The sequence below is a fragment of the Kribbella orskensis genome (assembly GCF_004342085.1).
Classification (GTDB): Bacteria; Actinomycetota; Actinomycetes; order Propionibacteriales; family Kribbellaceae; genus Kribbella; species Kribbella orskensis.
On the sequence record NZ_SLWM01000019.1, the window covers coordinates 96,804 to 121,759 of the forward strand.

Sequence of the window (24,956 nt, forward strand, 5' to 3'; positions counted from 1 at the left end):
GTCGGAAATCGGTTTCCCGCACCTCAAATCCACGATTCGGCGAGCGGACCCGGGCTTGTGTAGACAGCGGCCGGGGCCAGCGGGTGCACTGGATATGTGCATGTGCGCAAAAGGCATGGAGGTACGGCGGCGCGGAAGGCGTCGGGGGGTGTGGCGCGTGCGGTCACCGGCGGCACGCAGTACGAGCGGGTGTTGGCGTTGCAGCAGACGGTGGGGAATCGGGCGGTGTCGATCGCGCTTCGTGGCGGGCCGGTGAGTGTGAATCTGCATGGGGAGACCAAGGGGAATTACGACGGCGGTACTAGCGTCGTGAGCAAGCCGAAGGTCGTGCGGGCGAAGGGGTGTGACTGCCCGGACGAGGATCCTTGTCTGCGGGCTACTGGGACGATCGCGGTCGCGTACCACGTGGATGTGGACATCCGGATGCCACCAGTGCCGGACGGGCTGAGCGAATGCCAGGAGCGGCGGGTGAGGTCGTTCCTGCGGGATGTGCTCGGGCCGCATGAGCAGGACCATGCGCGGCGGTTGCGGACCTACAACGGGACCACGCGGCGGCCGTATTCGATCACAGGCTGTGGAAAGGCCGGCCTGGAGACCGAGATGTCGACCAAGCTGCAGGAGATGCACGACACCGAGGCCGCGGACCGCGCCACCGCCGCCGACAACCACTCGGCCGCCATCGATCCGTTCGTCCGCCCGATCGACCTCGACTGCTGAGCCCTCGTACCTGAGCGGGCTTCGGACACCAGGCGGGGGGTTCGGACACCAAGTTGGGGGTTCGGACATGTTATTTCCTGTTCGCGGCCCTTGGTTCCTGTCCGCGGTCCCGTCTTCCGACCCTGTCGCTTGCCCTGCTGGCGTCGGCGGCTTCCCCTTCGGGCAATTGAGAGTGCCCTGCTCTGCGTCCGGTTGGTCGCCCGCGGGGGCAGGTGGCGGCTTCAGGCTGGAGCAAACCTGATCGAGGAGGGGCAGCATGCCGACGTACCTGTCACCAGGTGTGTATGTGGAGGAAGTCGAATCGGGCGCACGCCCGCTCGAGGGTGTCGGTACGGCGGTGGCCGCGTTTGTCGGGCTCGCCGAGGACGGCCCTTTCAACCAGGCGACGCTGATCAGCAACTGGACGGCGTTCACGGATGCGTTCGGCGGATTCGTCCCCGGGTCGTACATGGCGCAGGCCGTGTACGGATACTTCCTGAACGGCGGCGGCAACTGTTACGTCGTACGGATCGGCGGTGGAGCTGATTCCAGCGACGGCAATGGCAAGGGTGCTCGCGGACGCAAGGAGTTGCCGGCCGGACCGCAGGCGATGCTCGGGCGCTTCCGCGTCGTCGCGCTCGACCCGGCTCAGGCACCGGGGGAGGTGAGCGTCGAGATCACCGACGCCGGCGGGGAGAACCCGTCCGAGGACATGTTCAAGATCGTGGTGAAGCAGAACGGCAACCAGGTCGAGGAGTTCGACCGGCTCACCGTGTCCCGGGGCAAGACCAATGTCGCCACCGTGGTGAACGCGCAGTCCAAGCTGATCAAGATCGAGGAGGTCACGGGCGCGGCACTCGAGAAGCCCGCGCTCGGGGAGGTCGCTCTGGCTGCCCCGCCGCCGGCGCCCGCAGTACCGTCGCCGCGGTTGAGCGCCGAGGACTATGTCGGCGACGTGTCCGACCGGACCGGGTTCGGTGGGCTGGAGGCGGTCGATGAGATCACCATGCTCTGCGTGCCCGACTTGATGAGCGCGTACCAGCAGGGCGCGATCGACCTCGAGACGGTCCAGGCGGTCCAGCTGGCGATGCTCGCCCATTGCGAGTTGATGGGCGACCGGATCGCGATCCTCGACTCGCCGCCCGGACTCAACGCCCAGCAGGTGAAGGAGTGGCTGGTCGACAAGGCCGGCTACGACTCGGCGTTCGGTGCCCTCTACTACCCCTGGATCAAGACCGCCGACCCCGCCACCGGGCAGCTCGGCTTCATACCGCCGTCCGGGCACATGGCCGGGATCTGGGGTCGCAACGACGACACCCGCGGCGTGCACAAGGCGCCGGCGAACGAGGTCATCCGGGGCGCGGTCAGCCTCGAGGTACAGATCACCAAGGCCGAGCACGACCTGCTCAACCCGGTCGGCATCAACGTACTGCGAACCTTCCCGGGCCGGGGCAACCGTGTCTGGGGCGCGCGGACCCTGTCGTCCGATCCGGCCTGGCGCTACCTGAACGTCCGGCGGCTGTTCAACTACCTGGAAGAGTCCATCCTCGCCGGCACCAACTGGGTCGTGTTCGAGCCGAACGACGAGGCGCTGTGGGCCCGGGTCCGCCGGACCATCTCCGCGTTCCTGGTGAACGAGTGGCGCAACGGCGCACTGTTCGGCCAGACCCCGGACGACGCGTTCTTCGTCAAGTGCGACGCCGAGACGAACCCGTCCGAAGGGATCGACGCCGGCCAGGTGGTCTGCGAGATCGGGGTCGCGCCGGTCAAGCCGGCCGAGTTCATCATCTTCCGCCTGTCCCAGTACTCCGGCGGCACCAGCCTGGTCAGCGAGTGACCTCCACGCAGCGAGAAAGGTAACCAGTCATGCCACTTCCGGACATGGACTCCGGTGTCGGTCACTCCTTCGGGCTGGAGTTCGACGGCATCCAGATCAAGAGCATCACCGAGATCAGCGGCCTGAAGATGGAACAGGACGTGATCGAGCTCAAGGAGAACGGTGCCGACGGCAAGTATGTGATCAAGAAGCTGCCCGGCCGCTGGAAGGCGCCGGAGATCACCCTGACCCGCGGTCTGTCGTCGGACACGAGTTTCGACAAGTGGATCAAGGATTCCCAGTTCGGCAAGATGGGTGCGGTCCGCAAAGGCGGCGCGATCATCGTGTACGACTACGAGGGCGCGCCGCTGAAGCGGTACAAGCTCACCAACGCCTGGCCGAAGAGCCTCGAGATCGGCACCATGAAGGCCGGCGACACCTCGGTGATGACCGAGAAGCTGGTCGTCACCTGCGAGCGGCTCGAGGTGGAGTGATGCGCCGCACCACGTCCGGCACGCTCGACCAGGCCCCGGAGTACGCGCAACCGGCCGGTACTGCGGACCACGCGGCCGGGCGCGACACGTTGCGGACCGAGTTTCCGTTCGTGCTGCCTCGTGGGTACGTCGACTCGGCGGGCGTGGTGCATCGCGACGGGGTGATGCGGCTGGCGACGGCTCGGGACGAACTGGTGCCGCTGCGGGACGACCGGGTGCGCGAGAACCCGGCATACCTGACGGTCGTCCTGCTCGGCCGGGTCGTCACGAGGCTCGGCAGTGTGACCGATATCCATGCGGGGGTGATCGAGGACCTGTTCGCGGCGGATCTGGCGTTCCTGCAGGACCTGTACCGACGGGTGAACCAGGAAGGGCATACCAGGGCCGGGGTGAACTGTCCCGAGTGCGGTCACGCGTTCGCGGTCGACCTGGCCGGTGGTCGCCTGGGGGAATCGTGACGTACGCGCCCGACCAGCTGTACTCCGAGGTCGCGTACGTCGCCTACCACTTCCACTGGTCCCGCGAGGAGATCCTCGACCTCGAGCACCCCGAACGCCGCCGTTTCGTCGACGAGATCGCTTCGCTGAACACCCGCATCCAGTCCGGGAGGTGACCCCATGCGCTGGCCCTTCCACCGCGACACGACGCCTTCGCCGGATACCGGGGTGGGCGCTGGTGTAGGTGGCGGCGACTCTGGCGCCGGGTCGGCAGAAGCGCGGGCGGGATGGCGGGAGCTTCCGCCGTTGCAGCGGTCGACGGCGGATCTCGCACCGATCGCGCCGGCGGCTTCGTTTCGTGAGTCGTTGGCCGCGCATCAGGACCCACGGTTCTTGGCGCCGCTCGGTCATTCGCTCGTTGTCGACGCGCCGGCCGGAGAGGTCGGCGGATACGCAACACCTGTGTCGGAGGTTCCTTCGAAGGTGAGCTTTCCGCATCCGCCGAGTGTCGACATCTCCGGTACTACGGCCGGCAGCGCGCCGGTCGGTCTGCAAAGAGCTGTCGACGGGGGTTCCTCGTCGCCCGTCCCGCGCGCGTTTTCGTTGCCAGCTGCAACCACATTCGTTGCCTCGGAACTCCCGGCGGTAGAACCACGCCCGGTCCCGGCGACTCCCGTCCCGGTGACTCCGGCCCCGGTGACTTCGGTGTCGGCGAGTTCCCTGCCGGTGGTCCAAACCTCGCCCGACCCGGTGGCGTCCCCGTCTGTGCCGACCGTGCCATCCGCCCCATCAGCGCCGCGCGCGTCGTCCGCGCCGGTGGTCTCGAGGTCGGTCGAGTCACACGATCAAAGCCACCACGACCACACCCAGCACGAGCACACCGAGCACGAGCACAGCGAGCACGAGCACACCGAGCACGAGCACGCGGCTCATGAGCAGACGCTTGCTGGGCAAGGGGCCGAGGTGCTGGGGGCGCCGGTGCAGGAGATGCCGCTGGTTGGGTTGTCGGAGCCGCTTGGTCAATCGCCATTCGTGTCTGCGCTCGGCGGTCCGGAGCCGGGACCTAGCGTTCAGCGGGCAGTTGAGGCCGTGCCGGTGGTGAAGCGGGCAGCTGATGCTGAGCTCGTGGTGCACCGGGTGGCAGAGGTTGGGCCGGTGGCGCCGCGGGCTGTGGAGGTTCAGCGAGAGGTGCCGGAGGCGTCGGTAACCGCTAGTTCGAAGCCAGTGGCGCACCGGTGGTTGCAGCCCGAGTTCGCGCTGCAGCGGGCGGCGGAGTCCGGTGGAGTGGTATCCGGTGGATCGGTGTCGGGCGGGAGCGTAGCTGGCTGGAGCCTGTCTGGCGGCGGATCCGGGGATGTGGCTGCGGTGTCCGCGCCTGCGATGCCTGTTCCTGTGGTGCCCGACAATGTGGCTGGTGCGGCGGTCGCGCAGCGGGCGGTGGACGGAGGACTGCCTGTTCATCAGGTGCAGCGAGCGGTGGGTGGCGAGCCGATTGCTCCGGAGGTACAGCGAACCCGTGTGGACGAGCCGTCGCGCGGAACGCGTAGCGAGGTTGGGCTTGTGGGGCAGCGTGAGATGGCAGTGCAGAGGGCTGTCGAGGCCGAGTCGGTGGGGCGCGATGCTGCCGATCGGCATCCGGCACGCATCGCAGGGATTGGCCCGGTCTTGCAGGGGGTCGGTGAAGGTGCAGGCGGAGTGCAACGAGTTGTCGAAGGTGCAACCGGGACGGCTGGGCCGATCGAGCAGGGCCGCGCTGAGGCGGTACAGCGGAGCATCGTGCGTGGGGGTGCAGCGGCCGCACACGGTGCGGGGATGCACGGTGCTGCGAGGGAACGGGTTGTGCAGCGGGCTGTTGACGTTGGGCCGGTGGTGGCGCGGGCAGTAGCAGCGCCGGCGGAACTGTTGTGGCCGCCTCAGGGTGGAGTGGATGAGGGTGAGATGGCGCCGTTGTCCAGTGCGTTGCCCCTGACTGTGCCGGAGGTGCAGCGGCCGGTGAGCGTTGCGGTGGGGAATACGCCCCCGGCAGTTCAGCGGGTTGTTTACGGACACCCTGGTCTCGGCTCACCAGCCAGTCCTCCACGAGCTACACCGCAAGCGCCTTCACTACAAACCGCGCCCGCAACACAAGCAGCGCAGGTGCCGGCCTCGGTTGGGCAGGGAAGTGCGGACGGGGACGTGCTCTCCTGGTCTTTGGGGGACAGCTTTCACGCGGGGGAACCGGTAGAGCCCGCGGTGCAGCGGGCTGACGTTGTTCGGTCGGTGTCTCTGCAGCAGATGTTCAGTGGGCATGCCATGACGGCACCAGCTGAGGCGGACCACGCAGTACAGCGGGATGAGGCACTGCAGGAAGCACCCGCGGTTCAGACGGCAGAACCAGCACCAGCACCAGCGGTGGCACCGGTACCGGCTCCAGCGGCGGGTGCTGCGGCAGGGGGCGGGGCGAAGACGGTGAGTGCGGCCGAGGTGGAGGAGTTGGCGAAGCGGTTGTACGAGCCGTTGACCGCGAAACTACGCGCCGAACTCTGGCTGGATCGTGAACGCGCCGGGCGGGTGACTGACAGATGGTAGGACCGACTGCAGTGGGGGTGGCGGGATGAATCCGCAGTATCCGGAACCGGCGGTGAGCGTCTGCTTCGGGGTGACCATCGACGACAAGCGGCTGGGTGCGTTCAACAGCTGTGAGGGACTCGGGCTGGAGGTCGTGCTGGAGCAGCGCGAGGAGGGCGGGCAGAACGGGTTCATCTGGCAGCTTCCGACCCGGATCAAGTATACGAACATCAAGCTGACCCGGCCGCTGTGCCAGGACACGACCGAGGTGATGGCCTGGCTGGCGAGCATGACCTCCGGAGTCAAACCGTCGACCGGAAGCATCACGGCAATGACGGCCGCCCTCAAGCCGGTGGCGCAGTGGAAGCTGGCCGGCGTGATCCCGGTGAAGTGGAGCGGACCGGGGCTGAACCTGGACTCGCCGAAGGTGGCGATGGAGACGCTGGAGATCGCGCATCACGGTTTCACCGCGGAGAGGGTCGCCTGATGACCAATCCGATCGCGCTCAAGGCCTCGGGCGGTGCTGGGAGCTCGGCGCCGGCGGAGGACAAGAAGTCGCTGCAGAAGGCGAAGCTGAAGCTGTTCGATCCGACTACCAAGGGGGGTCCGCTGGGCCAGGATCGCGGCGAGATCCCGTTCCAGTTCAACCCGAAGGAGGTGACGATCCAGAAGTCCGCCAAGTGGGAGCGGAAGCCGGCCAAGAAGGCGAAGTCGGCCGGGTCGGTGGAGTTCAACGGCGCCGAGCCGTGCAAGCTCACCGTCGAGATGTTCTTCGATGCCTCCGGCAACCAGGATGGCAGTGTGGTGGCCGCGGTCGAGAAGCTGTTCAGCTGCTGCGTGCCGACCGAGGACAGCCGGGGCAAGGACAAGCCGACGCCGCCGCTGGTCATGTTGCAGTGGGGCAAGATCGCCAGCTTTCCGGCCTTCGTCACCTCGGTGAACGTGAAGTACACGCTGTTCAGCTCCGACGGCGTCCCGATCCGCGCGGTCTGCAGTGTCGCGATGGAGGAGATGCCGAACGAGCCGTGGCGGCAGAACCCGACCTCCGGCGGCCAGTCCGTCCGCCGGTCGCACCGGACGATCGACGGTGACACCCTCGCCTCGCTTGCCTACGCGGAGTACGGCGATCCGGGCATGTGGCGCACGATCGCGAAGTACAACGGGATCGACGATCCGATCCGGCTGCCGAGTGGCTCGGTGGTCGTGTTCCCGGCGGCCGAGGAGCTGGTCTGATGTCGATCGTCAACAGCTGCCTGATCGAGATCAACGGGTCGCCGCTGCCGGAGGATGTGGTCAACCTGTTGAGCACGATCTACGTGGACGACAGCCAGCGGTTGCCGGATCTGTTCGAGATCAGGTTCCGCGACGGCGACCACGTCGTCCTGGCGAAGACCGGCGCGAAGATCGGCTCCGCGGTACGGATCTCGGTGCTGCCCAGTACCAGTCAGACCGCCGTCCTGTTGATGGCCGGCGAGATCACCGCGCTGGAAGCCGAGTTCGACACCGGCGGGTCGTTCACGGTGATCCGGGGCTATGACCCGGCCCATCGCCTGTTCCGGGGACGCGGGACCGGCAGCTACCTGCAGATGACGGCGTCGGACATCGCGCAGAAGGTGTCGCAGCGAGCCGGTTTCACCAACGGCACGATCAAGTCGACGACCACCGTGTTCGAGCACGTGTCACAAGCAGGTACGAGCGACTGGGAGTTGCTGGACGCGCTGGCCGCGGACGCCGGCTACGAGGTGTCAGTCCGCGACGGCAAGTTCAACTTCGGTCCACCGGAAACGGCGTCGGCCGCACCCAACGGCGAAGAGAACCCGCTCGTCCTCAAGCTCGGCACGGACCTGCTCAGGTTCCGTGCCGTGCTCACCTCGGCCGGACAGGTCAAGGAGGTCGAGGTCCGCGGCTGGGACACGTCGACCAAGCAAGCACTCACGACCAGGCGTCCGGCCGAGACCAGGAGCGCCGAACTGCCCCAGGCGAGTCCGGCCGATTTCGCCCATGCTTTCGGCGACAAGGTGTACGTCGCGACCGACGTACCGCACCGGACCCAGGCCGAGGTGGATGCGGCCGCGGCCGCGATCGCGGAGGGGATCGCAGGCGCGTTCGCCGAGTTCACCGGGGTCGCCCAAGGGAACCCGGCCCTGAAAGCCGGCGTGGCGATCACCGTTGACAACCTGGGCGCACCCTTCGACGGTAAGTACACCGTGACCACGACCAGGCACCGGATCGATCCGACGACGGGCTACACGACGTCGTTCGCGGTCACCGGCGCCCACGACCGCAGCCTGCTCGGCCTGACCGGCTCGACGGGAGCCCAGCGGGCGCCGACGGGAGTCGTCATCGGCCAGGTCAGCGACAACAACGACCCCGAGAAACTCGGCCGGGTGAAGGTGACGCTGCCGTGGCTGTCGGACGACTACGTGAGCGCCTGGGCCCGGACCGTCCACGCTGGTGCGGGCAAGGACCGCGGCACGCTGATCATCCCCGAGGTCGGTGACGAGGTGCTGGTCGTCTTCGAGCAGGGCGACCTGAGAAGGCCTTATGTCCTTGGCGGTCTCTACAACGGAGTCGACAAGCCGGACGCCGAGGGCATCGACCCGATCGACTCCGGCTCGGGCGCGGTCAACCGGCGATCGATCGTGTCGAGGAAGGGCCATCGCATCGACCTGCTCGACCAGGACGGCCAGAAGGAAGGCATCACGCTGGCCACCGGCGACGGCAAGCTCAGCGTGACGGTCGACTCGACCAGTACGACGATCACCGTGCACGCCGACGGGACGGTGAAGATCGAGGGCAGCAAGGGCATCCTGATCGACGCGGCCGCCGCCAAACTCGAACTCAAGGGTGGCGAGGTCGCGGTCACCGCGACCGGCAACCTGCAACTCAAAGGCGCCAACACGACCGTCGAGGGCAGCGCCAACACCGAGGTCAAGGGCGGCGCGATGTGCTCCGTCTCGGCCGCCCTGGTCAAGATCAACTGAGGAGGCAGCCATGCCCGCAGCAGCCCGGGTCGGCGACCCGACCGGACATCCGGGGGTGATCGGCCCACCCGGAGTACCGACCGTGCTGATCGCCGGGATGCCCGCGGCGACGGTCGGGACGCCCCACATCTGCTCGTTCCCACCGCCGGCGGTGCATCCGCCGACCGTGATCGCGCCGCCCGGTTGCCCGACCGTGCTGATCGGTGGCATGCCCGCCGCGCGGATGGGCGATCTGGCTGCTTGCGGTGCGCCGATCGTGATGGGCGCACCGACCGTCATGATCGGAGGCTGAGATGATTACCGACTTCATCGGCGCCGGCTGGGCCTTCCCGGTCAGCACGGACGCCACCGGCGGGGTCGCGCTGGTCACCCGGGAACGCGAGATCGAGCAGGCGATCCGCCTCATCCTCGGTACCGCCAGGGGCGAGCGGCCGATGCGGCCCGAGTTCGGCTGCCGGATCCACGACCACGTCTTCGGACCGGCGAACGCGGCCACCGCGGGCCAGATCGCGTACGACGTCCGGGAGGCGCTGGAACGCTGGGAGCCGCGGATCTCGGTCGAGGACGTCGGCGTCGGCTACGACCGGATCGAGCGCGGCCGGGTGCTGGTCGACATCGGCTACGTCATCCTCGGCACCAACGATCCGCGCAACCTGGTCTTCCCGTTCTACACGATCCCGGACGAAGAGGTCGCCGGTACGACGCTGCCGGCCGAGCTGGGGGTCTGAGATGCTGCCGGCGCCGAACCTGGACGACAGGACCTTCCAAGGGCTGGTGGACGAAGCCAAACGGCTGGTCCAACGGCGTTGCCCCGAATGGACCGACCACAACGTCTCTGACCCGGGGGTGACACTGATCGAGGCCTTCGCGCAGATGGTCGACCAGTTGATCTACCGGCTCAACCGGGTGCCCGACCTCAACTACGTGAAGTTCCTGGAGCTGATCGGGGTCGAGCTCCGGCCGCCGGCGGCGGCTCGGGGTGGGGTGACGTTCTGGCTGTCCTCGCCGCAGCCGCAACCCGTGCTGGTCCGGGCCGGTACCGAGGTCGCGACCCCGCGGACGGACATCCACGAGCCGATCGTCTTCACCACCGGCCAGGACCTGGAGATCGTCCCGTGCTCGTTCTCGCGGGCCGGAGCGGCACCGGCCGACGGGACTCCGGCCGATCTCACCACGGCACTGGCCGGCAAGAACGGATTCCCTTGTTTCCAGGAAGTTCCGACTCCAGGTGACGCACTGCTGATCGGCCTGAGCGACGCCGTCCCGTCGTGCGCGGTGACGATCCGGCTGAACTGCAGCGTCTCCGGAGCCGGTGTGGACCCGCGGCATCCACCGCTCGTCTGGGAGGCCTGGACCGGCTCCGGCTGGACCGAGTGCGATCTCGACAAGGACGACACGGGCGGGCTGAACAAGGCGGGTGACGTCGTCATCCACGTCCCGCCGCAGCACGAGACCTCGATCATCGCGCGCCAGCGGGCCGGCTGGATCCGGTGCCGGTTGCTGCCGGTGGACGACGGGCGCCCGACGTACACGGCGTCGCCACGGGTCCTCTCGGCGTCCGCGTTCACGATCGGCGGGACGGTGCCGATGCTGCACGCCGAAGTGGTCCGGCACGAATTGCTCGGTCGCTCCGACGGGACCCCAGGGCAGCGGTTCGCGCTGAAGCGCCGTCCGGTCGTGCCGTCCGAGGAACCCTCCACGATCGAGGTCGCCGATGAGGACGGAGTGGAGAGCTGGGAGCCGGTGACGAGTTTCGCCGACTCGACCGAGACCGATCGGCACTTCCGGATCGAGGCGTTCTCCGGCGGTGTCCAGTTCGGCCCCGCGGTACGGACTGCGGACGGGCGACTCCAGCACTACGGCGCAGCGCCTCGCTCGGGCACCAGCATCGCGATCTCCTCGTACCGGACCGGCGGCGGCCGGCGCGGGAACGTCGCGCGCGGCCAGGTCCGGGTCCTGAAGACGAGCGTCCCGTACGTCGCCCGGGTGGAAAATCGCGCGCCCGCCATCGGCGGAGCGGACGCCGAGACACTCGACGAGGCGAAGGTCCGAGGCCCGATGCTGCTCCGGTCGCGCGGGCGCGCGGTCACCGTGGAGGACTTCGAGGAGTTGGCTCGCGAAGTCGCGCCGGACGCCGCCCGGGTGCACTGCGTCCCGGCGACCGAAGCTGCCGACGCGGGCGGGATCCGCGTTCTCGTAGTACCGCACGTCTCGGGAGACAGCGTCGGAAGGATCCGCCGGGACGACCTGATCCCGCCCGAGGGAACGCTGGAACGGATCACCCAGACGCTGGACGAGCGACGCCTGGTCGGCACCCGGCTGCTGGTGGCGCCGCCGGAGTACGTCGGGCTGACGGCGGTGGTCGACGTGAGCGCGCGGTCCAGGTTCGAGCCGGAAGAGGTCAAGGAGGGCGTGCTCAAGGCCCTGTACGACCTTCTGCATCCGCTGACAGGCGGGCCGGACGGTACTGGCTGGCCGTTCGGGCGTTCGGTGCAGTCGCACGAGGTCCACGCTGCGCTGGCGCGTATCCCTGGTGTCGACATGGCGCAGGAGATCAGCGTCGCGTTGTTCCCGGCAGACCCGGTGACCGGGCGGAGGTCGGCACCCGTCCAGCGCCTCGACCTGCCGGCCACCGCGCTGGTCTTCTCCTACGAACACCAAGTGCGGGTGCGCTGATGCGTGGCGCGTTGGAAGCGCTGCCGAGCCCGCATCCGCTCGGGGAGACGCTGCCATCGGTCTACCGGACGGACCAGTTCACGCAGCAGCTGTGCGCGAGCTTCGACGACGTGCTGTCTCCGGTGATCAGCGCGCTCGACAACCTGCCCGCGTATCTGGATCTCGGTACCGCGCCCGAGGACCTGCTGCCCTGGTTGGCACACTGGATCGGGCTGGCTGTCGATCGTGGTGACGACCCTGTCCGGCAGCGAGAGCTGTTGCGGTCGACCAGCGAGCTGCACGGCCGGCAAGGGACGCGGCTCGGCATCGAGTTGGCGATCAGCGCAGTACTGGGGGTGCGGACCGAGGTTGTCGAGACCGGTGGTGCCAGCTGGTCCGTCGACCCCAACGACCCGTTGCCAGGGGAGGCGCGGCCCGCGGTCGTCGTACAGGTGTTCCCGGTGGCAGGGCAGGAGATCGACGAGGAACGATTGAAGGAAGCGGTGGCGGCTCTCAAGCCTGCACACGTGATCCATCGCGTACAGGTCGTACCCGCGGACTGACAGGGGCTGCCAGCTCCGCACAGATCCGGGCGTGCTCCCGGCGAGTGGCCGCTGCAGCGGTCGGATCGCCTTGCGCCTCTTGCAAATCGGCCAGGAGGAGCCAGGAGGAGTCCCGCAGCGGATCAAGGTCGACCGCACGATGTGCTGCTCGCAGTGCTTGGGCATCGGTGGCCAGACCAGCGACCTGTACTGCGGCGTCGGCCGCGGCCAGGCGGTAGCGATCCCGCTCGGCCAGTACCCACTCTGCCGCGCCTACCTCGGGCAGCAACTCGCCTACGTACAGGTCGAGCACTCCCGACCAGTCCGCCAGCGTGCCGGATCGTCTGGCTCGCCGCAGCCTGGTCTCGAACTCGGTCAGGTCGATCCAGGTGCCGGGGAGAACCAGTCGATAGGCATCGCCGTTGCGCTGGACGGCCTGGTCGCCCAGCCCGACTGCGGCCAGGCTCTGCCGCACGTTGGAAGCCGCCACCTGCAGGCGATGGGGCCCGGCATCGGCAGGCGCGTCCGGCCACAACGCGTCGATCAGCCGCTCGCGGTGGAGATCCTTGCCCTGGTGGATGGCCAGCAACAGCAGCAGCGCTCGCGCCCGCGGGCGCAGGGGCGGCCAGGCGACCGGCTTTCCGTTCAGGACTACCTCGAACCCACCAAGAGTCCGCAGTACACAGCCGCTTCGCTCGGGCACGGCGCTCGGCGGGGTCGTGGCTGGGACCTCGTTCGTGCTGCTGTCCTCGTCGGCCAACTGGCGGGCGTGGTCGAGGAGTCGGTAGGCGCCGGTCACGGCCGCTGAGCGGATGAGGCCTTCGGCCCCTTTCAGCTGGACAGCCGTGTTCGGATGTCGCAGCCTCGCCATCGCGACGGACCCGAGCGTGAAAGCCCAGGCCTGGAGCGCGTGGGCCTCGAGGTTTTCAGCCGCCGTCGCTGCTCGCCGGAGCCACTCGATCGCGGCCTGGTCCTGGCCGGCCTTCAGCTGCGCCGTCCCGATGAAGATTGCCATCAGCAACGATCCCCAGCGGTCGCCGTCCCGGGTGCACTCGTCGACCAGCGAGGCGCAACCGTCCGGCCGCCAGTCCTCGGGTCGTGTCGCCAGCAGCACAGCGGCCTGCAGCCCTCGGGCGATCCGGGCCAGCCAGGGGAGTTCCTCCAGCTCGGCCGACAGCGCGATCTCCTCCAGCGGCACCTCCGCATGCGACCAGTTCCCCACCGCGAGGTCCGTGACGACGACAGCGATCGCGGCCCACAATCGGCCCGCCTGTCGCATCGCTGGGTCCGCCGCCACCGGCGTCAAACATTCCCGGGCAAGGTCGAACCGTCCACCCAGCAAGGCGATCGTGCCTGCCGCCAGTGGATCGCCCGGAGCCGCCTGCGGCCCAGGACCCAGCCCAGGCAACCGCTTGGTCGCTTGCCGGATCACCTGCCCAGTACGCCGTACGGGTGTTGCCTGGGGTGGTTGCGTCATCCAGACCTCAGCCTGCGCACGTTCGTCAGCGCAGCGCGCCTGGAACTCGGGGTCGTCCAGCATGGCCTCGGCATCCCGATAGGCAGCGACAGCGGCATCGACCGCACCGGACCGGAACAACCGTCTGGCCCGGGCCAACGCCAGCCAGGGGTCGTCGTCCGGCAGGCCCGATCGGGCGACCCAGTCGTGCGCGACCGTGTTGCCTTGCTGCAGCAGCCGCGCCACCGAGGCCCAGTCATCAGCCAGTGCGTGTGCTCGCATCGCCTCGCGCGGATACCCGGCCTTCTCCAGCAGGTGCCCGCTGCGCGAGTGGATCTCCCGCGACGCTGCAGCACCCAACTCGTCGATCAGCAAGCCTTCCAAGTGCGTCTGCAGCACCTGGTGATACCTGTACGTCGAGCCGTCGTCCGTAGACGTCGTGAAGAACTGCAGCGTCTCCAGTTCCTCCAGCACAGCCGAACTGCCGGTCTGCTCCAGCAACTCGTCGCAGAGCGGCCCGGTGAGTCGCCCCAGCGCACTGGTGATCAGCAGGAAGTTCCGTCGCTCGGGAGCCAACCCGGCAAGCACATTGCGAGTCAGGTAGGCGCGCACCAACCGCGACCGGCCACCGAGCTCGGTCGCGGCCCGGATCCGCTCGGTACTGGACTTGCCCATCGTGGCCAGGTGGAACAGCTGCAACCCGGCAGCCCACCCGCCCGTACGACGGGTCAGCGCGGCCGCCGCCTCAGGCGAGAGCGGCTGCCGGTAGACCGACCGGAACAACTCCTCGACCTCCCAGGAGCGGAACCGCAAGTCGTCGCTGTCCAGCTCCAGCAGGTCCCCGGACACGATCAGCCGCGGCGTGTTCAGAGCAAGCGGTCGCCGGGATCCGAGCAGCAACCGCAGATGTCGTGGCCGGAACTCGAGGAACCGCTCGAGCGCTGCTTCGGCCGGGCTGCCGGCCAACTCGTGGACGTCGTCGACGATCAGCTGGGCCGGCGAAGGCACCCCGCTCTCGGTGGCGACGATGAGCTGGTCGACGGTGGTGGAAGGAGCCAGCGCGTTCGGCAGCACCACCGACAGAGCTTCGGTCACGTGCTGGACGAGCGCGTCCTCGGATCGGTCTTCTGGTCTGGCCCGGTACCAGGCGGTCGGCCGGTGCGGAGTCGCGGCAACCTGCCCGAGCAGGGTTGTCTTGCCCGAGCCGGCCGGTGCCAGCAGCAGACAGACGCTGGGGCCCGCTTCGTCGAGCAACGGACGTTCCAAACGGTCGCGGGACAGACCGGATGGCTCCGGTCGACGGACCTTCTCCCTGAACACCACTGAACCCACTGCAAGCCCCCCGGCGTGACAGACGTCAGGATTCAGTGTGGAGCACCGTCGGGGGTCCCGCCCAGCCCATCAAGCAAATCGATTCCGCCGACCCCTTGATCCAGGCCGTCCAGGCCGGCCGCCGTGCCGCCCACTCCGTCGCCCGCGCCGGCCCCGAGTTCGCCGCCCAGACCGCTCTTCAGCGGATCGGAACCGAACTGCACTTCGAGCGCGTCACCGAGGCCGTCGCCGTCCGAGTCGAGCATCGTCGGCTTCGTCCCCAGCGACAGTTCCGTGTTGTCGGACAGGCCGTCGAGGTCGGTGTCCGTGCTCATGGGGTTGAGGCCCGCCTTGGTCTCGTACGTGTCCGTCAGCCCATCGTGGTCGGTGTCTACCACACCATCCCGGATCACCTCGGCGAACTGGCCCTGGCCGCCGACTCCGGCGACTCCGGGGATCCTGCCGGGATCGCTGCCCGACGAGATCTCGAACGGATCGGACAGCCCGTCCTTGTCAGTGTCCGCGACCAGTGGGTCGGTGTGCGACTTGATCGCCTCGAACGCGTCCGGCAACCCGTCCTTGTCCGTGTCGGCCGAGGCCGGATCGGTCCCGGCGAGCTTCTCGAAGGCATCCGTGAGGCCGTCCTTGTCGGTGTCCGGGGGAGCCGCCATCGCCGTACCGAGGTCGATCTGGTCGTAGTGGTTGGTCGCCGCGAGGGTCGCGACCGGCATCGAGGTGCCTGCCGGGTTCGCCGGTGGCGCCGGCGACGAGTCCAGCCCGGGGATCACCCCGGCGTAGTTGAACCGGTTGTGCGCGGTGAACTCGCCCACGCCGTACTTCGTGCCCTTGGCCTCGATCGTTCGCCCGTCGCCGAGGCTGATCGCGACGTGCGCCCTCGACGGCCGGCCGCCACCGGGAGTGGGCTCGTTCGAGAAGAAGAACAGCAGCGCGCCCTTGGTGTGCATCGCTTGGTCGACCGGGACCAGCGCGTCCTGCTTCTTCAGATCCAGGTACTGGTACATCGCGCCGTCCGGGATCTCCACCCCGGCCTGGTGCGCCGCCCACTTGGTCAGCTCGGAGCAGTCGAACTCCTCCGGATCCCTATCGCTCAGTCTGGCGCGGGCCCCGAAGACGTACTGATCGCCCTTCTGCGCAAGCGCTTCGTCGACGAACCGCTCCACCTTCGTATTCCCACCGGCTCCCGTCGACGGCGCACCGGCAGCCTGCAGAGTCTGTACTGCGGGCTGGGTGCCAACGGTCTGTACTACGGGTTGCATGGCGACGGTCTGCGTCATACCGCCCGGCTGCATCCCGGGGATCACCCCGTCACCGCTGTCCGCGTGCTGCGGATCCGATCCGTACTGCACCTCGATCTGGTCCGACAGTCCGTCGTTGTCGCTGTCCCACTTCAGCGGATCGCTGCCGAGCGTCGCCTCGGTGCTGTCCGACAAGCCGTCCAGGTCGCTGTCGGCCAGCTTCGGATTCGAATGACTGACGGCGATCTCGTATCCGTCGGCGAGCCCGTCGTGGTCGGTGTCGGCCAGCTTCAACCCGGTCCCGGCGGCCCGCTCGAACGCATCCGTTAGACCGTCGCGGTCGGTGTCCAGTTGCATCCCGACCGTCTGTCCGGCATCGATCCGGTCGTACGACGCGGCAACCACCCCGGCCGGCTGCAGCGACTCGTTCGAGGACGGCAGGGGCGGAGGCAGTTCCGAGCCGTAGCCGCCCACGCCACGACCGTCGCCCCGCACACCGGTGACGGCCTCCACCTTGTCCAGGTAGGTGCGGTAGTCGGCCGCGGTGCCCTTGTTGGAGTCGTGGGTGGTCGTCCACGGCCGCATGTCCTTGCCGTGGTGGGAGATGTCGTACGCCGCCCTGGCGTTGTTCAGCGGGTCGTTCAGATCGCCGTACTTCGTGCCGCGGCTGCCGTCGGAGGCGACGTTGATCTGCCACAGGCCCATCGAGTGCTCGCCCCGATCGTTGAGCGCGCCGGTCCGGCCACCCGATTCGGCCATGGCGATAGCGGTCCACGTCGTCGCCTGCTGCGGAGTGAACCCCGCGGACAGTGCGGCGTTGTAGATCTCCCCGATCGACAGTTTGGCCATCAGAACCCCCTGTTCCGATCCTCCCGTTCAGTCTAAGGACTTGCCCTACGATGAGTGAACCGTCGGGCTGTCCGGGGTGGGGAATGGGTTATCGGCTGGGCGTTGATCTGGGGACGACTTTCACTGCCGCCGCGATGCGCAACGGTGGTCCGCCGAGCATGCTCGGACTCGGTAATCGCGCGCTGCAGATCCCGTCCGTGCTCTACCTGCGGGAGGACGGCCAGTTCCTGGTCGGTGAAGCCGCCGAGCGCCGCGGCGCCACCGACCCGTCCCGGGTGGTCCGGGAGTTCAAGCGACGGATCGGTGACCCCATCCCGCTGATGGTCGCCGGTACGCCGTTCTCCGCGCAGGCGCTGTCGGCCCGGCTGCTGGCGTCGGTGGTCGCGACCGCCACCGAGCGCCGGGGCGCGGCACCGGACGAGATCGTCCTGACCTACCCGGCCAACTGGGGCGCGTACAAACGCGACCTGGTCGGCCAGGTGATCTCGCTCGCCGACGTCGGGCCCACCGTCACCTGCCCCGAGCCGCAGGCCGCCGCCATCCAGTACGCCGCGCAGGCGCACCTTCAACCCGGCGACCGGGTGGCCGTCTACGACCTCGGCGGCGGCACCTTCGACGTGTGTGTGCTGGAGAAGACCGGTACCGGATTCACCATCCTCGGCAACCGCGAAGGCATCGAGCAGCTCGGCGGGGTCGACTTCGACGAAGCCGTCTTCCAGCACGTAGTCGGCGCGCTCGGCCCGGCCCTCGAGCAGCTCGATCTCGACAGCCCGGAAGGCCGGGCCGCGCTCACCAGGCTGCGCCGCGATTGCGTCGAGGCGAAGGAAGCGTTGTCGGTCGACGTGGACACGACGATCCCGGTAACGCTGCCGGGCCGCAGTACGTCGGTGCGCCTCACCCGTGCCGAGCTGGAGACCTTGATCGCTCCCGCGCTCGAGCAGACCGTCGAGGCGACCGGCCGGGCTCTGCGCACAGCCGGGACGACGGCTGAGCAGCTGACCGCGATCGTCCTGGTCGGCGGTAGCTCACGGATCCCGCTGGTCAGCCACCTGCTGCAGTCCCGCTTCGCCACGCCGACGGCGCTGGACACTCACCCCAAGCACGACATCGCCATGGGCGCGGTGCAGTTCTCGGACGTGGCCGAAGCGACCACCGCGCCGCTGGCAGCAGTCGCCTCGACGAACGGCATAGCAGCCGGTACCGCGCCCGGCGTGCTCCCGAAGCCGACCAGGCAGCCGCTGTCGGCCCAGGCCAAGCGCCGCATCGCTGTGCTGGCCGGGGGGCTGGCACTGCTCGCGATCGGAACCGTGGTGGGAGTGCAACTGCTCACCGGCGATCCCTCCGGTGCCGCCGCGACGAGCGGGGGTCAGCCGCCACCGACCACCTCGGCTCCGGCGAGCTCGACGGGGACCTCGGCTCCGGCCACGGCACCGCCCGCGCTGAAGGTTCTGCCGGTCGCGCCGGTTCCACTGAGCGCCTCCGAGCTGGTCATCCCGCTGAAGACCCCGGAGGGCGAGCGGCTGTATCTCGCTGATGCGACGGACCCCGACAAGCGGACCAAGCTCAGCAACGGGCCGGGCACCGACTCCGGGCCCGCGCTGTCGCCCGATCGGCGGTCGATGATCTACATGCACGCGACGGCGCCGGGCAAAGGCATCCCCTGGGTCTCCGGGACTGACGGCAGTGGAGCGCGGCCGTTGTTCCAGAAGCTGCCCACCCAGTGCGCGGATGGCATCACCCGGCCGGCCTGGAACGCCAAGGACCCGACGCAGCTCGTGCTGGCCTGCTTCGCGGGCAAGACCACCGGGTTGTACCTGGTCGACACCGACGGCAAAGTCCTCCGCACCCTTTTCACCGCCGGCGGAGAAGGCGTCGGTGTCAGCGATCCCGCCGTCTCCCCGGACGGCAGGCGGGTCGCCTTCCAGGCACAGCGGATTCCCGGCTTCGGGATCTTCGTGGTGGGGACGGACGGCAAGGGCAAGCCGGTCCAGGTGACGTCCGGCGCCGATGCGGATCCGGTCTGGTCGCCTACCGCGCCCGGAGTCGTCGCTTACCGGCACGCGATCACGGCGAGCTCATGGGCGATCGTCCTGGTGAACGCGGACCGCGCAGCTGTTCCCTGTGCAGGGCTGGCCAGGCCCAACGAACCAGGTGGCGGCAAGCAATGTCAGGTGACCGACGGCAGCACGCTTGATCAGGATCCGACCTGGTCGCCGGCGGGGGATCAGATCGCCTTCAAGCGCAACGTCGACGCCGGGACCGGCATCTACCTCACGGCAGCGAGCGGCAAGGGCGACCCTGGGCCGATCTGGTCCAGCAGCCCGGGCAGCCAGAACGCACCGGCCTGGACGACCCGCTGAGGTGTACCCGACGCGGCGGACCCCCCGATGCGGCGGTCCCCAGTGCGATGGATCCGGTGCGACGGATCAGCCGAGTGAGCTGGCGGGTTCGTAGGTCGGGCAGGCCGCGTTCGTGTAGGCCTGCTGGGTCTTCGGTGCCAGGCAGAGATCGAGAGCACCCTCGGACGTCGAGCTGGGGCCGAGGTAGACGACCCAGGCATCGCTGACCGCTACTCCGCTGCTGCTCGCCAGCCCCGGGTACTGTCCCTTCGCCCACAAGGCCTTGGCCGGGACGCCTTCGGCGATCAGCTTGGCCGCGAGGTTCTTGGCCAGCGTGTCCGCCTCCAGACCGGCGTCGGTCGGGTAGGTGTCGAGGACGGCGATCCACTGGCCGCGCTTGAAGGCGGGTGACACCGGGCCCGTGTTCGGCGGGGCCGCGGACTTCACGGTCGCCGGCGGCTTGCGGTCGGCCTTGGCGGTGCTGGCGGCCGGCGCTGGCTTCGCGCTCTGCTTCGGCGGCGCCGAGACGGGGGTCGAGGCCGCGGGCAGGGGTGGCTGGCTCTCATCGGCCGGTGGGGACGAGGACGTGCCGTTGGTGATGATGAAAGCAAAAGTCGCGACCATCGCGGCACCCGCCACGATCGCGGCTCCGACCGCGCTGTGGGACCTCTTCGATTTCTTCCGCGCCGCCCGGGCAGCCGCGCGTCCCGCGGGACTGTGCTCGGGCCGGCTTGCGTGCGAGGCCCGGTTGGGTGCTCTCGGGTGATCAACGGGTGTCACGACAAAGGCCCTCCCCAAAGTCCTCTGAGCGGATATCGCGGTCAGCATAAGCCGATCCGGCAATAAAGTGAGCACTCCTCAGGTGACGGGAATCCCTTGTGAAACAACTGATTGCGCACCGGAGGCGCGTTGCGACTATCCGCTGCCAAGCAGCCGTTTGAATATCACTGCGGGCATTCGCGGCGACACGTTCCGAATAGATGGCCGGCCGAGATCAGGCGCCGGCCGGACTATGTTCCGGACGGAACGCCGTCCGTTCGCGGCGTCGGCCGGGTGTCGAGACAGTCGTCGAGCCAGGACTCGACGTCGACCTCGGCGTTCAGGATGTGGTTCACGTACGCCGCCCGCTCGTGGCTGAGCACCTCCAGACGCAGGGCGCGACGCCGATCGGCGCCGGGCGGAGGTCGTCCACGTCCATACCGCTGAAGATGCTCAGCCGCGACTGGAAGTCCTTCGCCCAGCTCTGCACGACCAGGTAGATCCCGTCGTCACCGAGGTGCAGGATCACCACGGCCAGGCCGAGCGCGCCCATCGCGTCGTCGAACTCCAGCTGGCGGGCGGCGGCGACCCGCGCCACCCCCACCATCTGGTCGTCCCAGGATCGTCCCCGTGCGGTGATCACGTACGGCTTCACCAACCGGCCGGGGAACCGCCAGGGCATCAACGGAGTGACCGGCCGAGGTCGGTAGGCCTCGGCCAGGCCCGTCAGTGCCACCGCGGACCGGCCCGCTAACGAGGGATCCGAACCCATCAGCCGACCGCGTCGCGCCGCTGAGCCTCCAGGGCCCGCTCGAGATCGGCGCGCGCCTCCCCGACGTACCGGAGTGTCGGGGCGTCGACCGACTCGGCCTCGGTGTCGAGCCAGCCGGTCAGCGCCTCCAGGGTGGCGGCCTCGGGCAGGTTGCGCGGGGACAGGTACACGAGCACGTTCTCGCCCATCGAGGACCCGAGCCTGGTGTAGACGTCCTTGGCCGCGCTCAGGTACTTGCCGACGTACGGGCGGAGCAGCTCCTCCTGGCCCGGCTGCTGGAAGCCGAGGATGGTGCGGAACTGCGTCTCGTTCGGGGTGTCCTCGGACTCCACCGCGATCCGCCAGGCGTCGGCCTTCGCCTCGGCGGTCGGCCGGGCCGCGCGCGCCTGGGCGGCCCGCTCCTGCCCGGTGATGGTGGTGTCGTGGGTGAGCTCGTCCTCGATCGCGTCCGCGTCGACCCGTCCCAGCCGCGCCAGCGCCACGATCAGCGTCCAGCGCAGGTCGGTGTCGACCACCAGTCCCGGCGGGAGGTCGTTGCCGTCGAGCCAGCCGGCCAGCAGGTCCGCGCCCGCGTCGGAGAAGACGCCGGCGATGTACGCCCGGGCGAAGGCGAGCTGGTGGTCGCTGCCCGACTCGGCGTCGGCGAGCAGCTCGGCCAGGGTCCGCTCGTACGACGCGCGCAGCTCGGCGCGTTTCTCCGGCGCCGCGTAGCTGTTGATCGCAGAGGTGGCCTGCCCGAGCAGCGCGCGGACCGCGGTCAGATCGGTCTCGGCACGGATTCCCTTCAGCACGATCCCGACGTACTGGCTGGCGGGCATCTCGGCGTCGCGGGTCATGTCCCACGCCGCGCCCCAGGCCAGCGCCCGGGCCAGCGAGTCCTTCAGCTGGTCGATCGAGTCGACCAGGGTCGCGCGGGACCGCTCGTCCAGCCGGATCTTGGCGTAGGTGAGGTCGTCGTCGTTCAGCAGCACCAGATCGGGCTGGGTCGCGCCGACCAGTTCGGCGAGCTCGGTGCGCGGACCGTCGACGTCCACCTCGAACCGCTCGGTCCGGACCAGGCCGTCGTCGGTCCTGCGGTACAGGCCGACCGCGAGCCGGTGCGGCCGCAGCGTCGGGAAGGCCGGCGCCGCGGTCTGCTCGATCGCGAAGCTGGTGAACGCGCCGGCGTCGTCGACGCTGAAGTCGGTCCGTAGGGTGTTCACCCCGGCGGTCCGCAGCCAGCGCTCGGTCCAGTCGTCCAGGTCGCGCCCGGACGCCTTCTCCAGCGGCTTCAGCAGGTCGGTCAGCTCGGTGTTGCCGAACGCGTGGTCGGCGAAGTACTCCTTCAGCGCGCTGATGAAGGTGTCCTCGCCGACGAACGCGACCAGCTGGCGCAGCGTGGACGCGCCCTTGGCGTAGGTGATGCCGTCGAAGTTCACCTCGACCGCGTGGAAGTCGACCATGTCCGCGGCGATCGGGTGCGTCGAGGGCAGCTGGTCCTGCCGGTAGGCCCAGTTCTTCCGCGCGTTGCAGAAGGTGGTCCAGGCGTCGGGGTACTTCGTCGTCGCGACCGCCTGGGCCCAGTGGCTGGCCCACTCGGCGAAGGACTCGTTCAGCCACAGGTCGTCCCACCAGGTCATCGTGACCAGGTCGCCGAACCACATGTGCGCGAGCTCGTGCAGCACGGTGTTCGCCCGCGACTCCAGCTCCGCGTGCGTGGTGCGGCTGCGGAACAGGTACTCGTCCCGCAGCGTCACGCAGCCCGCGTTCTCCATCGCGCCCATGTTGTACTCCGGCACGAAGGCCTGGTCGTACTTGGCGAACGGGTACGGCGTACCGAAGGCGCGCTCGAACAGCTCGAAGCCCTGCTTGGTCACCTCGAACAGGTCCTCGGTGTCCAGCGCCTCCTTCAGCGACGGCCGGCAGAGCAGGGACAGCGGGTAGCTGCCGTTCGGCCCGTCGTAGGAGTCGGTCACCACGTGGTACGGGCCGGCCACGACGGCGGTGATGTACGTCGAGATCGGCTGCGTCGGCGCGAACTCCCAGCGGGCCAGGTCCTCGCCGTTCTCACCCTTGTACGGCGTGGGCTCGGGGGTCGGGGCGTTCGAGATGACCACCCAGCGGGCGGGCGCGGAGACGGTGAAGGTGAAGGGTGCCTTGAGGTCGGGCTGCTCGAAGGTGGTGAACACGCGGCGCGCGTCCGGCACCTCGAACTGGGTGTAGAGGTAGGTCTCCTTGTCGGCCGGGTCGACCGAGCGGTGCAGTCCTTCCCCGGTGCGCGAGTAGACGCAGTCCGCGACCACCCGGAGCTCGTTGCGCTCCTCGAGATCCTCGAGCTGGATCCGGGCGCCGTCGTACACGGTGTCCGGGTCGAGCGAGCGGCCGTTCAGCGTGACCTCGCGGACGGTGGCCGCGATCAGGTCGGCGAAGGTGCTCGCGCCGGGTTCGGCGCTGAAGTCGAGGGTGGTCGTCGACGCGAACGTCGCGGCTCCGCTCGCGGCCGTGGTCAGGTCGAGCTCGATCGCGTAGCTGACGTCACTGATCAGGGCGGCGCGGGTACGCGCTTCGTCGCGCGTCAGGTTGGTTCCAGGCATGTCGGCATCCTATGCACCTGGATGCGTCGATTGCCGAGGGTTTCCCCGCGACTTCCGAAACGGAGATGAAAGCGCATCCATCGGCCGGGGGACGTTGCCGGATCGTGACGCCGCCACGCCCCGCGGTGACCGGGTTGGTTTCACTTTGTACGATCAGCTATATGACCGCTCCCGCAGATTTCTGGTTCGACCCGGCCTGCCCCTGGGCCTGGATGACGTCCCGCTGGATGCTCGAGGTCGAGAAGGTTCGCGACGTCAGCACCACCTGGCACGTGATGAGCCTCGCCGTCCTGAACGCCGGCCGAGACGAACTCCCCGACGACTACAAGAGCTTCCTGGTCAAGGCCTGGGGTCCGGTCCGGGTGCTGATCGCCGCCGAGCAGGCGCACGGCAACGAGGTGCTGCTGCCGCTGTACACCGCGATGGGTCGGCGCATCCACGTCGAGGGCCGGGGCATCCGCGACGGCGCCGACGACGTGATCGCCGAGTCTCTCGCCGAGGTCGGTCTGCCCGCCACGCTGATCGAGGCCGCGACCACCGACCGGTACGACGACGCCCTGAAGAAGTCGCACCACGAGGGCATGGACCAGGTCGGCATGGAGGTCGGTACGCCGGTCATCTCGGTCGAGGGGTCCGCGTTCTTCGGCCCGGTCGTCACGCCGGCCCCGAAGGGCGAGGCGGCGGGCAGGCTCTGGGACGGCGTCCGGCTGGTGGCCGGCACCGAGGGCTTCTTCGAGATCAAGCGCACCCGCGACCGCGGCCCGATCTTCGACTGATCCTTCGAGCAGTCTAAAGTTTTGCGTCCTGGTGTCACGGCCGGCTTCGCGACATCCCGGCCGCCGACCGAGCCCGGCTGGAAGTCACCAACGTGTACGTCGGCTCGGGCGGCCCCAAGCTCCCCGGCGTCCCGGACTGCTGAAGTGAGTGGAAGACTTCGCCCATGCGAGTGCACATCGGCTCTGACCATGCCGGCTTCGAACTGAAGAACCACCTGGTCCAGCACCTCACCGGTGCCGGCCACGACGTCGTCGACCACGGCCCGGCCGTGTACGACGCGGTCGACGACTACCCGCCGTTCTGCCTGCGCACGGCCGGGGCCGTGACCAAGGACGAAGGCAGCCTCGGCATCGTGATCGGGGGTTCGGGCAACGGCGAGCAGATCGCCGCGAACAAGGTGAAGGGGGTCCGGGCCGCGCTGGCCTGGAGCACCGAGACCGCCAAGCTCAGCCGTGAGCACAACAATGCGAACGTGGTGAGCGTCGGTGCGCGGATGCACTCCGAGGCGGAGGCGACCGGGTTCGTGGAGACGTTCCTGGCCACCGACTACTCGGGCGAGGACCGGCACACCCGGCGGATCGAGATGCTCGCGGGCTACGAGGAGACCGGCGAACTGCCGCCCTTGCCGTCGTCCTGATCCTGCTGGTCCTGCTGCTTGCTCTGTTGCCTGTTCTGAGGCTTGCGCTGTTCGGC

Annotated in this window: 21 protein-coding genes; 16 read left to right on the top strand and 5 right to left on the bottom strand. The window is 68.8% G+C overall.

What is annotated here, in order from left to right; all coding sequences use genetic code 11:
* Positions 1-150: 150 nt before the first annotated feature.
* From EV644_RS34195 to EV644_RS34250, 13 genes are all read left to right on the top strand, one after another.
* Entirely contained in the window at positions 151-717 is a 567-nt protein-coding gene (locus EV644_RS34195) for a hypothetical protein (protein WP_132193773.1), read from the top strand.
* 256 nt (positions 718-973) lie between these two features.
* Complete coding sequence (locus EV644_RS34200; protein WP_132193771.1) at positions 974-2,533, top strand: phage tail sheath family protein; 1,560 nt, start codon at positions 974-976, stop codon at positions 2,531-2,533.
* A gap of 29 nt (positions 2,534-2,562) precedes the next feature.
* Entirely contained in the window at positions 2,563-3,006 is a 444-nt protein-coding gene (locus EV644_RS34205; protein ID WP_132193769.1) for a phage tail protein, read from the top strand.
* Entirely contained in the window at positions 3,006-3,464 is a 459-nt protein-coding gene (locus tag EV644_RS34210; RefSeq protein WP_132193767.1) for a hypothetical protein, read from the top strand. The genes EV644_RS34205 and EV644_RS34210 overlap by 1 nt, the downstream gene beginning before the upstream one ends.
* Positions 3,461-3,619, top strand: a complete 159-nt coding sequence (locus tag EV644_RS45650; protein WP_199240151.1) for a DUF6760 family protein — start codon at positions 3,461-3,463, stop codon at positions 3,617-3,619. The genes EV644_RS34210 and EV644_RS45650 overlap by 4 nt, the downstream gene beginning before the upstream one ends.
* 2,116 nt (positions 3,620-5,735) lie before the next feature.
* The gene (locus tag EV644_RS34215; RefSeq protein WP_132193765.1) at positions 5,736-6,011 is read left to right on the top strand and encodes a hypothetical protein; all 276 of its coding nucleotides are present in this window, start codon (positions 5,736-5,738) and stop codon (positions 6,009-6,011) included.
* Positions 6,012-6,036: 25 nt separating this feature from the next.
* The gene (locus tag EV644_RS34220) at positions 6,037-6,477 is read left to right on the top strand and encodes a phage tail protein (RefSeq protein ID WP_132193763.1); all 441 of its coding nucleotides are present in this window, start codon (positions 6,037-6,039) and stop codon (positions 6,475-6,477) included.
* The gene (locus tag EV644_RS34225; RefSeq protein WP_199240152.1) at positions 6,477-7,223 is read left to right on the top strand and encodes a CIS tube protein; all 747 of its coding nucleotides are present in this window, start codon (positions 6,477-6,479) and stop codon (positions 7,221-7,223) included. The genes EV644_RS34220 and EV644_RS34225 overlap by 1 nt, the downstream gene beginning before the upstream one ends.
* Positions 7,223-8,974, top strand: a complete 1,752-nt coding sequence (locus EV644_RS34230; protein WP_132193761.1) for a VgrG-related protein — start codon at positions 7,223-7,225, stop codon at positions 8,972-8,974. Before EV644_RS34225 ends, EV644_RS34230 begins: the two co-directional genes overlap by 1 nt.
* A gap of 10 nt (positions 8,975-8,984) precedes the next feature.
* Complete coding sequence (locus tag EV644_RS34235) at positions 8,985-9,266, top strand: PAAR domain-containing protein (protein ID WP_132193759.1); 282 nt, start codon at positions 8,985-8,987, stop codon at positions 9,264-9,266.
* Position 9,267: 1 nt separating this feature from the next.
* A complete protein-coding gene (locus tag EV644_RS34240; RefSeq protein WP_132193757.1) occupies positions 9,268-9,702 on the top strand; it encodes a GPW/gp25 family protein in 435 nt (144 codons plus the stop codon).
* Between the two features lies 1 nt (position 9,703).
* Positions 9,704-11,650, top strand: coding sequence for a putative baseplate assembly protein (locus tag EV644_RS34245; protein WP_132193755.1), 1,947 nt, complete (start codon positions 9,704-9,706; stop codon positions 11,648-11,650).
* A complete protein-coding gene (locus EV644_RS34250) occupies positions 11,650-12,192 on the top strand; it encodes a phage tail protein (protein ID WP_132193753.1) in 543 nt (180 codons plus the stop codon). The genes EV644_RS34245 and EV644_RS34250 overlap by 1 nt, the downstream gene beginning before the upstream one ends.
* On the opposite strand, the gene EV644_RS34255 is transcribed toward EV644_RS34250, so the two are convergent.
* Entirely contained in the window at positions 12,143-14,881 is a 2,739-nt protein-coding gene (locus tag EV644_RS34255) for an AfsR/SARP family transcriptional regulator (RefSeq protein ID WP_132193751.1), read from the bottom strand. The genes EV644_RS34250 and EV644_RS34255 overlap by 50 nt on opposite strands.
* Before the next feature lie 110 nt (positions 14,882-14,991).
* The gene (locus tag EV644_RS34260; RefSeq protein WP_132193749.1) at positions 14,992-17,043 is read right to left on the bottom strand and encodes an NlpC/P60 family protein; all 2,052 of its coding nucleotides are present in this window, start codon (positions 17,041-17,043) and stop codon (positions 14,992-14,994) included.
* Between the two features lie 50 nt (positions 17,044-17,093).
* On the opposite strand from EV644_RS34260, the gene EV644_RS34265 reads away from it, so the two are divergent.
* Complete coding sequence (locus EV644_RS34265) at positions 17,094-19,403, top strand: Hsp70 family protein (protein ID WP_132193747.1); 2,310 nt, start codon at positions 17,094-17,096, stop codon at positions 19,401-19,403.
* Between the two features lie 66 nt (positions 19,404-19,469).
* Here the strand turns inward: EV644_RS34265 and EV644_RS34270 are convergent, their stop codons facing one another.
* From EV644_RS34270 to pepN, 3 genes are all read right to left on the bottom strand, one after another.
* Positions 19,470-20,006, bottom strand: a complete 537-nt coding sequence (locus tag EV644_RS34270; RefSeq protein WP_132193745.1) for a hypothetical protein — start codon at positions 20,004-20,006, stop codon at positions 19,470-19,472.
* A gap of 487 nt (positions 20,007-20,493) precedes the next feature.
* Positions 20,494-20,823 (bottom strand): hypothetical protein, encoded by a 330-nt coding sequence (locus tag EV644_RS46795; protein ID WP_241999149.1) that lies wholly within the window; start codon positions 20,821-20,823, stop codon positions 20,494-20,496.
* A gap of 89 nt (positions 20,824-20,912) precedes the next feature.
* On the bottom strand, positions 20,913-23,486 hold the full coding sequence (gene pepN, locus EV644_RS34280; protein ID WP_132193743.1) for an aminopeptidase N: 2,574 nt from the start codon (positions 23,484-23,486) through the stop codon (positions 20,913-20,915).
* A 161-nt stretch (positions 23,487-23,647) separates the two neighbouring features.
* Between pepN and EV644_RS34285 the strand changes: the two genes are divergently transcribed.
* Both EV644_RS34285 and EV644_RS34290 read left to right on the top strand, forming a co-directional pair.
* A complete protein-coding gene (locus EV644_RS34285; RefSeq protein WP_132193741.1) occupies positions 23,648-24,262 on the top strand; it encodes a mycothiol-dependent nitroreductase Rv2466c family protein in 615 nt (204 codons plus the stop codon).
* Positions 24,263-24,426: 164 nt separating this feature from the next.
* Positions 24,427-24,900: a ribose-5-phosphate isomerase gene (locus tag EV644_RS34290; protein WP_132193739.1), complete on the top strand. Its 474-nt coding sequence runs from the start codon at positions 24,427-24,429 to the stop codon at positions 24,898-24,900.
* The last annotated feature ends 56 nt before the right edge of the window (positions 24,901-24,956 follow it).

Excerpts from the sequence above, each read along its gene's own strand:
- EV644_RS34250 (WP_132193753.1), top strand. The coding sequence starts at position 11,650 with ATGCGTGGCGCGTTGGAAGCGCTGCCGAGCCCGCATCCGCTCGGGGAG.
- EV644_RS34265 (WP_132193747.1), top strand. The coding sequence starts at position 17,094 with ATGAGTGAACCGTCGGGCTGTCCGGGGTGGGGAATGGGTTATCGGCTG.
- EV644_RS34200 (WP_132193771.1), top strand. The coding sequence starts at position 974 with ATGCCGACGTACCTGTCACCAGGTGTGTATGTGGAGGAAGTCGAATCG.
- EV644_RS34245 (WP_132193755.1), top strand. The coding sequence starts at position 9,704 with ATGCTGCCGGCGCCGAACCTGGACGACAGGACCTTCCAAGGGCTGGTG.
- EV644_RS34205 (WP_132193769.1), top strand. The coding sequence starts at position 2,563 with ATGCCACTTCCGGACATGGACTCCGGTGTCGGTCACTCCTTCGGGCTG.
- EV644_RS34285 (WP_132193741.1), top strand. The coding sequence starts at position 23,648 with ATGACCGCTCCCGCAGATTTCTGGTTCGACCCGGCCTGCCCCTGGGCC.
- EV644_RS34210 (WP_132193767.1), top strand. The coding sequence starts at position 3,006 with ATGCGCCGCACCACGTCCGGCACGCTCGACCAGGCCCCGGAGTACGCG.
- EV644_RS34225 (WP_199240152.1), top strand. The coding sequence starts at position 6,477 with ATGACCAATCCGATCGCGCTCAAGGCCTCGGGCGGTGCTGGGAGCTCG.
- EV644_RS46795 (WP_241999149.1), bottom strand. The coding sequence starts at position 20,823 with ATGCCCTGGCGGTTCCCCGGCCGGTTGGTGAAGCCGTACGTGATCACC.
- pepN (WP_132193743.1), bottom strand. The coding sequence starts at position 23,486 with ATGCCTGGAACCAACCTGACGCGCGACGAAGCGCGTACCCGCGCCGCC.
- EV644_RS34215 (WP_132193765.1), top strand. The coding sequence starts at position 5,736 with ATGACGGCACCAGCTGAGGCGGACCACGCAGTACAGCGGGATGAGGCA.
- EV644_RS34290 (WP_132193739.1), top strand. The coding sequence starts at position 24,427 with ATGCGAGTGCACATCGGCTCTGACCATGCCGGCTTCGAACTGAAGAAC.
- EV644_RS34230 (WP_132193761.1), top strand. The coding sequence starts at position 7,223 with ATGTCGATCGTCAACAGCTGCCTGATCGAGATCAACGGGTCGCCGCTG.
- EV644_RS34270 (WP_132193745.1), bottom strand. The coding sequence starts at position 20,006 with ATGGTCGCGACTTTTGCTTTCATCATCACCAACGGCACGTCCTCGTCC.
- EV644_RS34260 (WP_132193749.1), bottom strand. The coding sequence starts at position 17,043 with ATGGCCAAACTGTCGATCGGGGAGATCTACAACGCCGCACTGTCCGCG.
- EV644_RS34220 (WP_132193763.1), top strand. The coding sequence starts at position 6,037 with ATGAATCCGCAGTATCCGGAACCGGCGGTGAGCGTCTGCTTCGGGGTG.
- EV644_RS34235 (WP_132193759.1), top strand. The coding sequence starts at position 8,985 with ATGCCCGCAGCAGCCCGGGTCGGCGACCCGACCGGACATCCGGGGGTG.
- EV644_RS34240 (WP_132193757.1), top strand. The coding sequence starts at position 9,268 with ATGATTACCGACTTCATCGGCGCCGGCTGGGCCTTCCCGGTCAGCACG.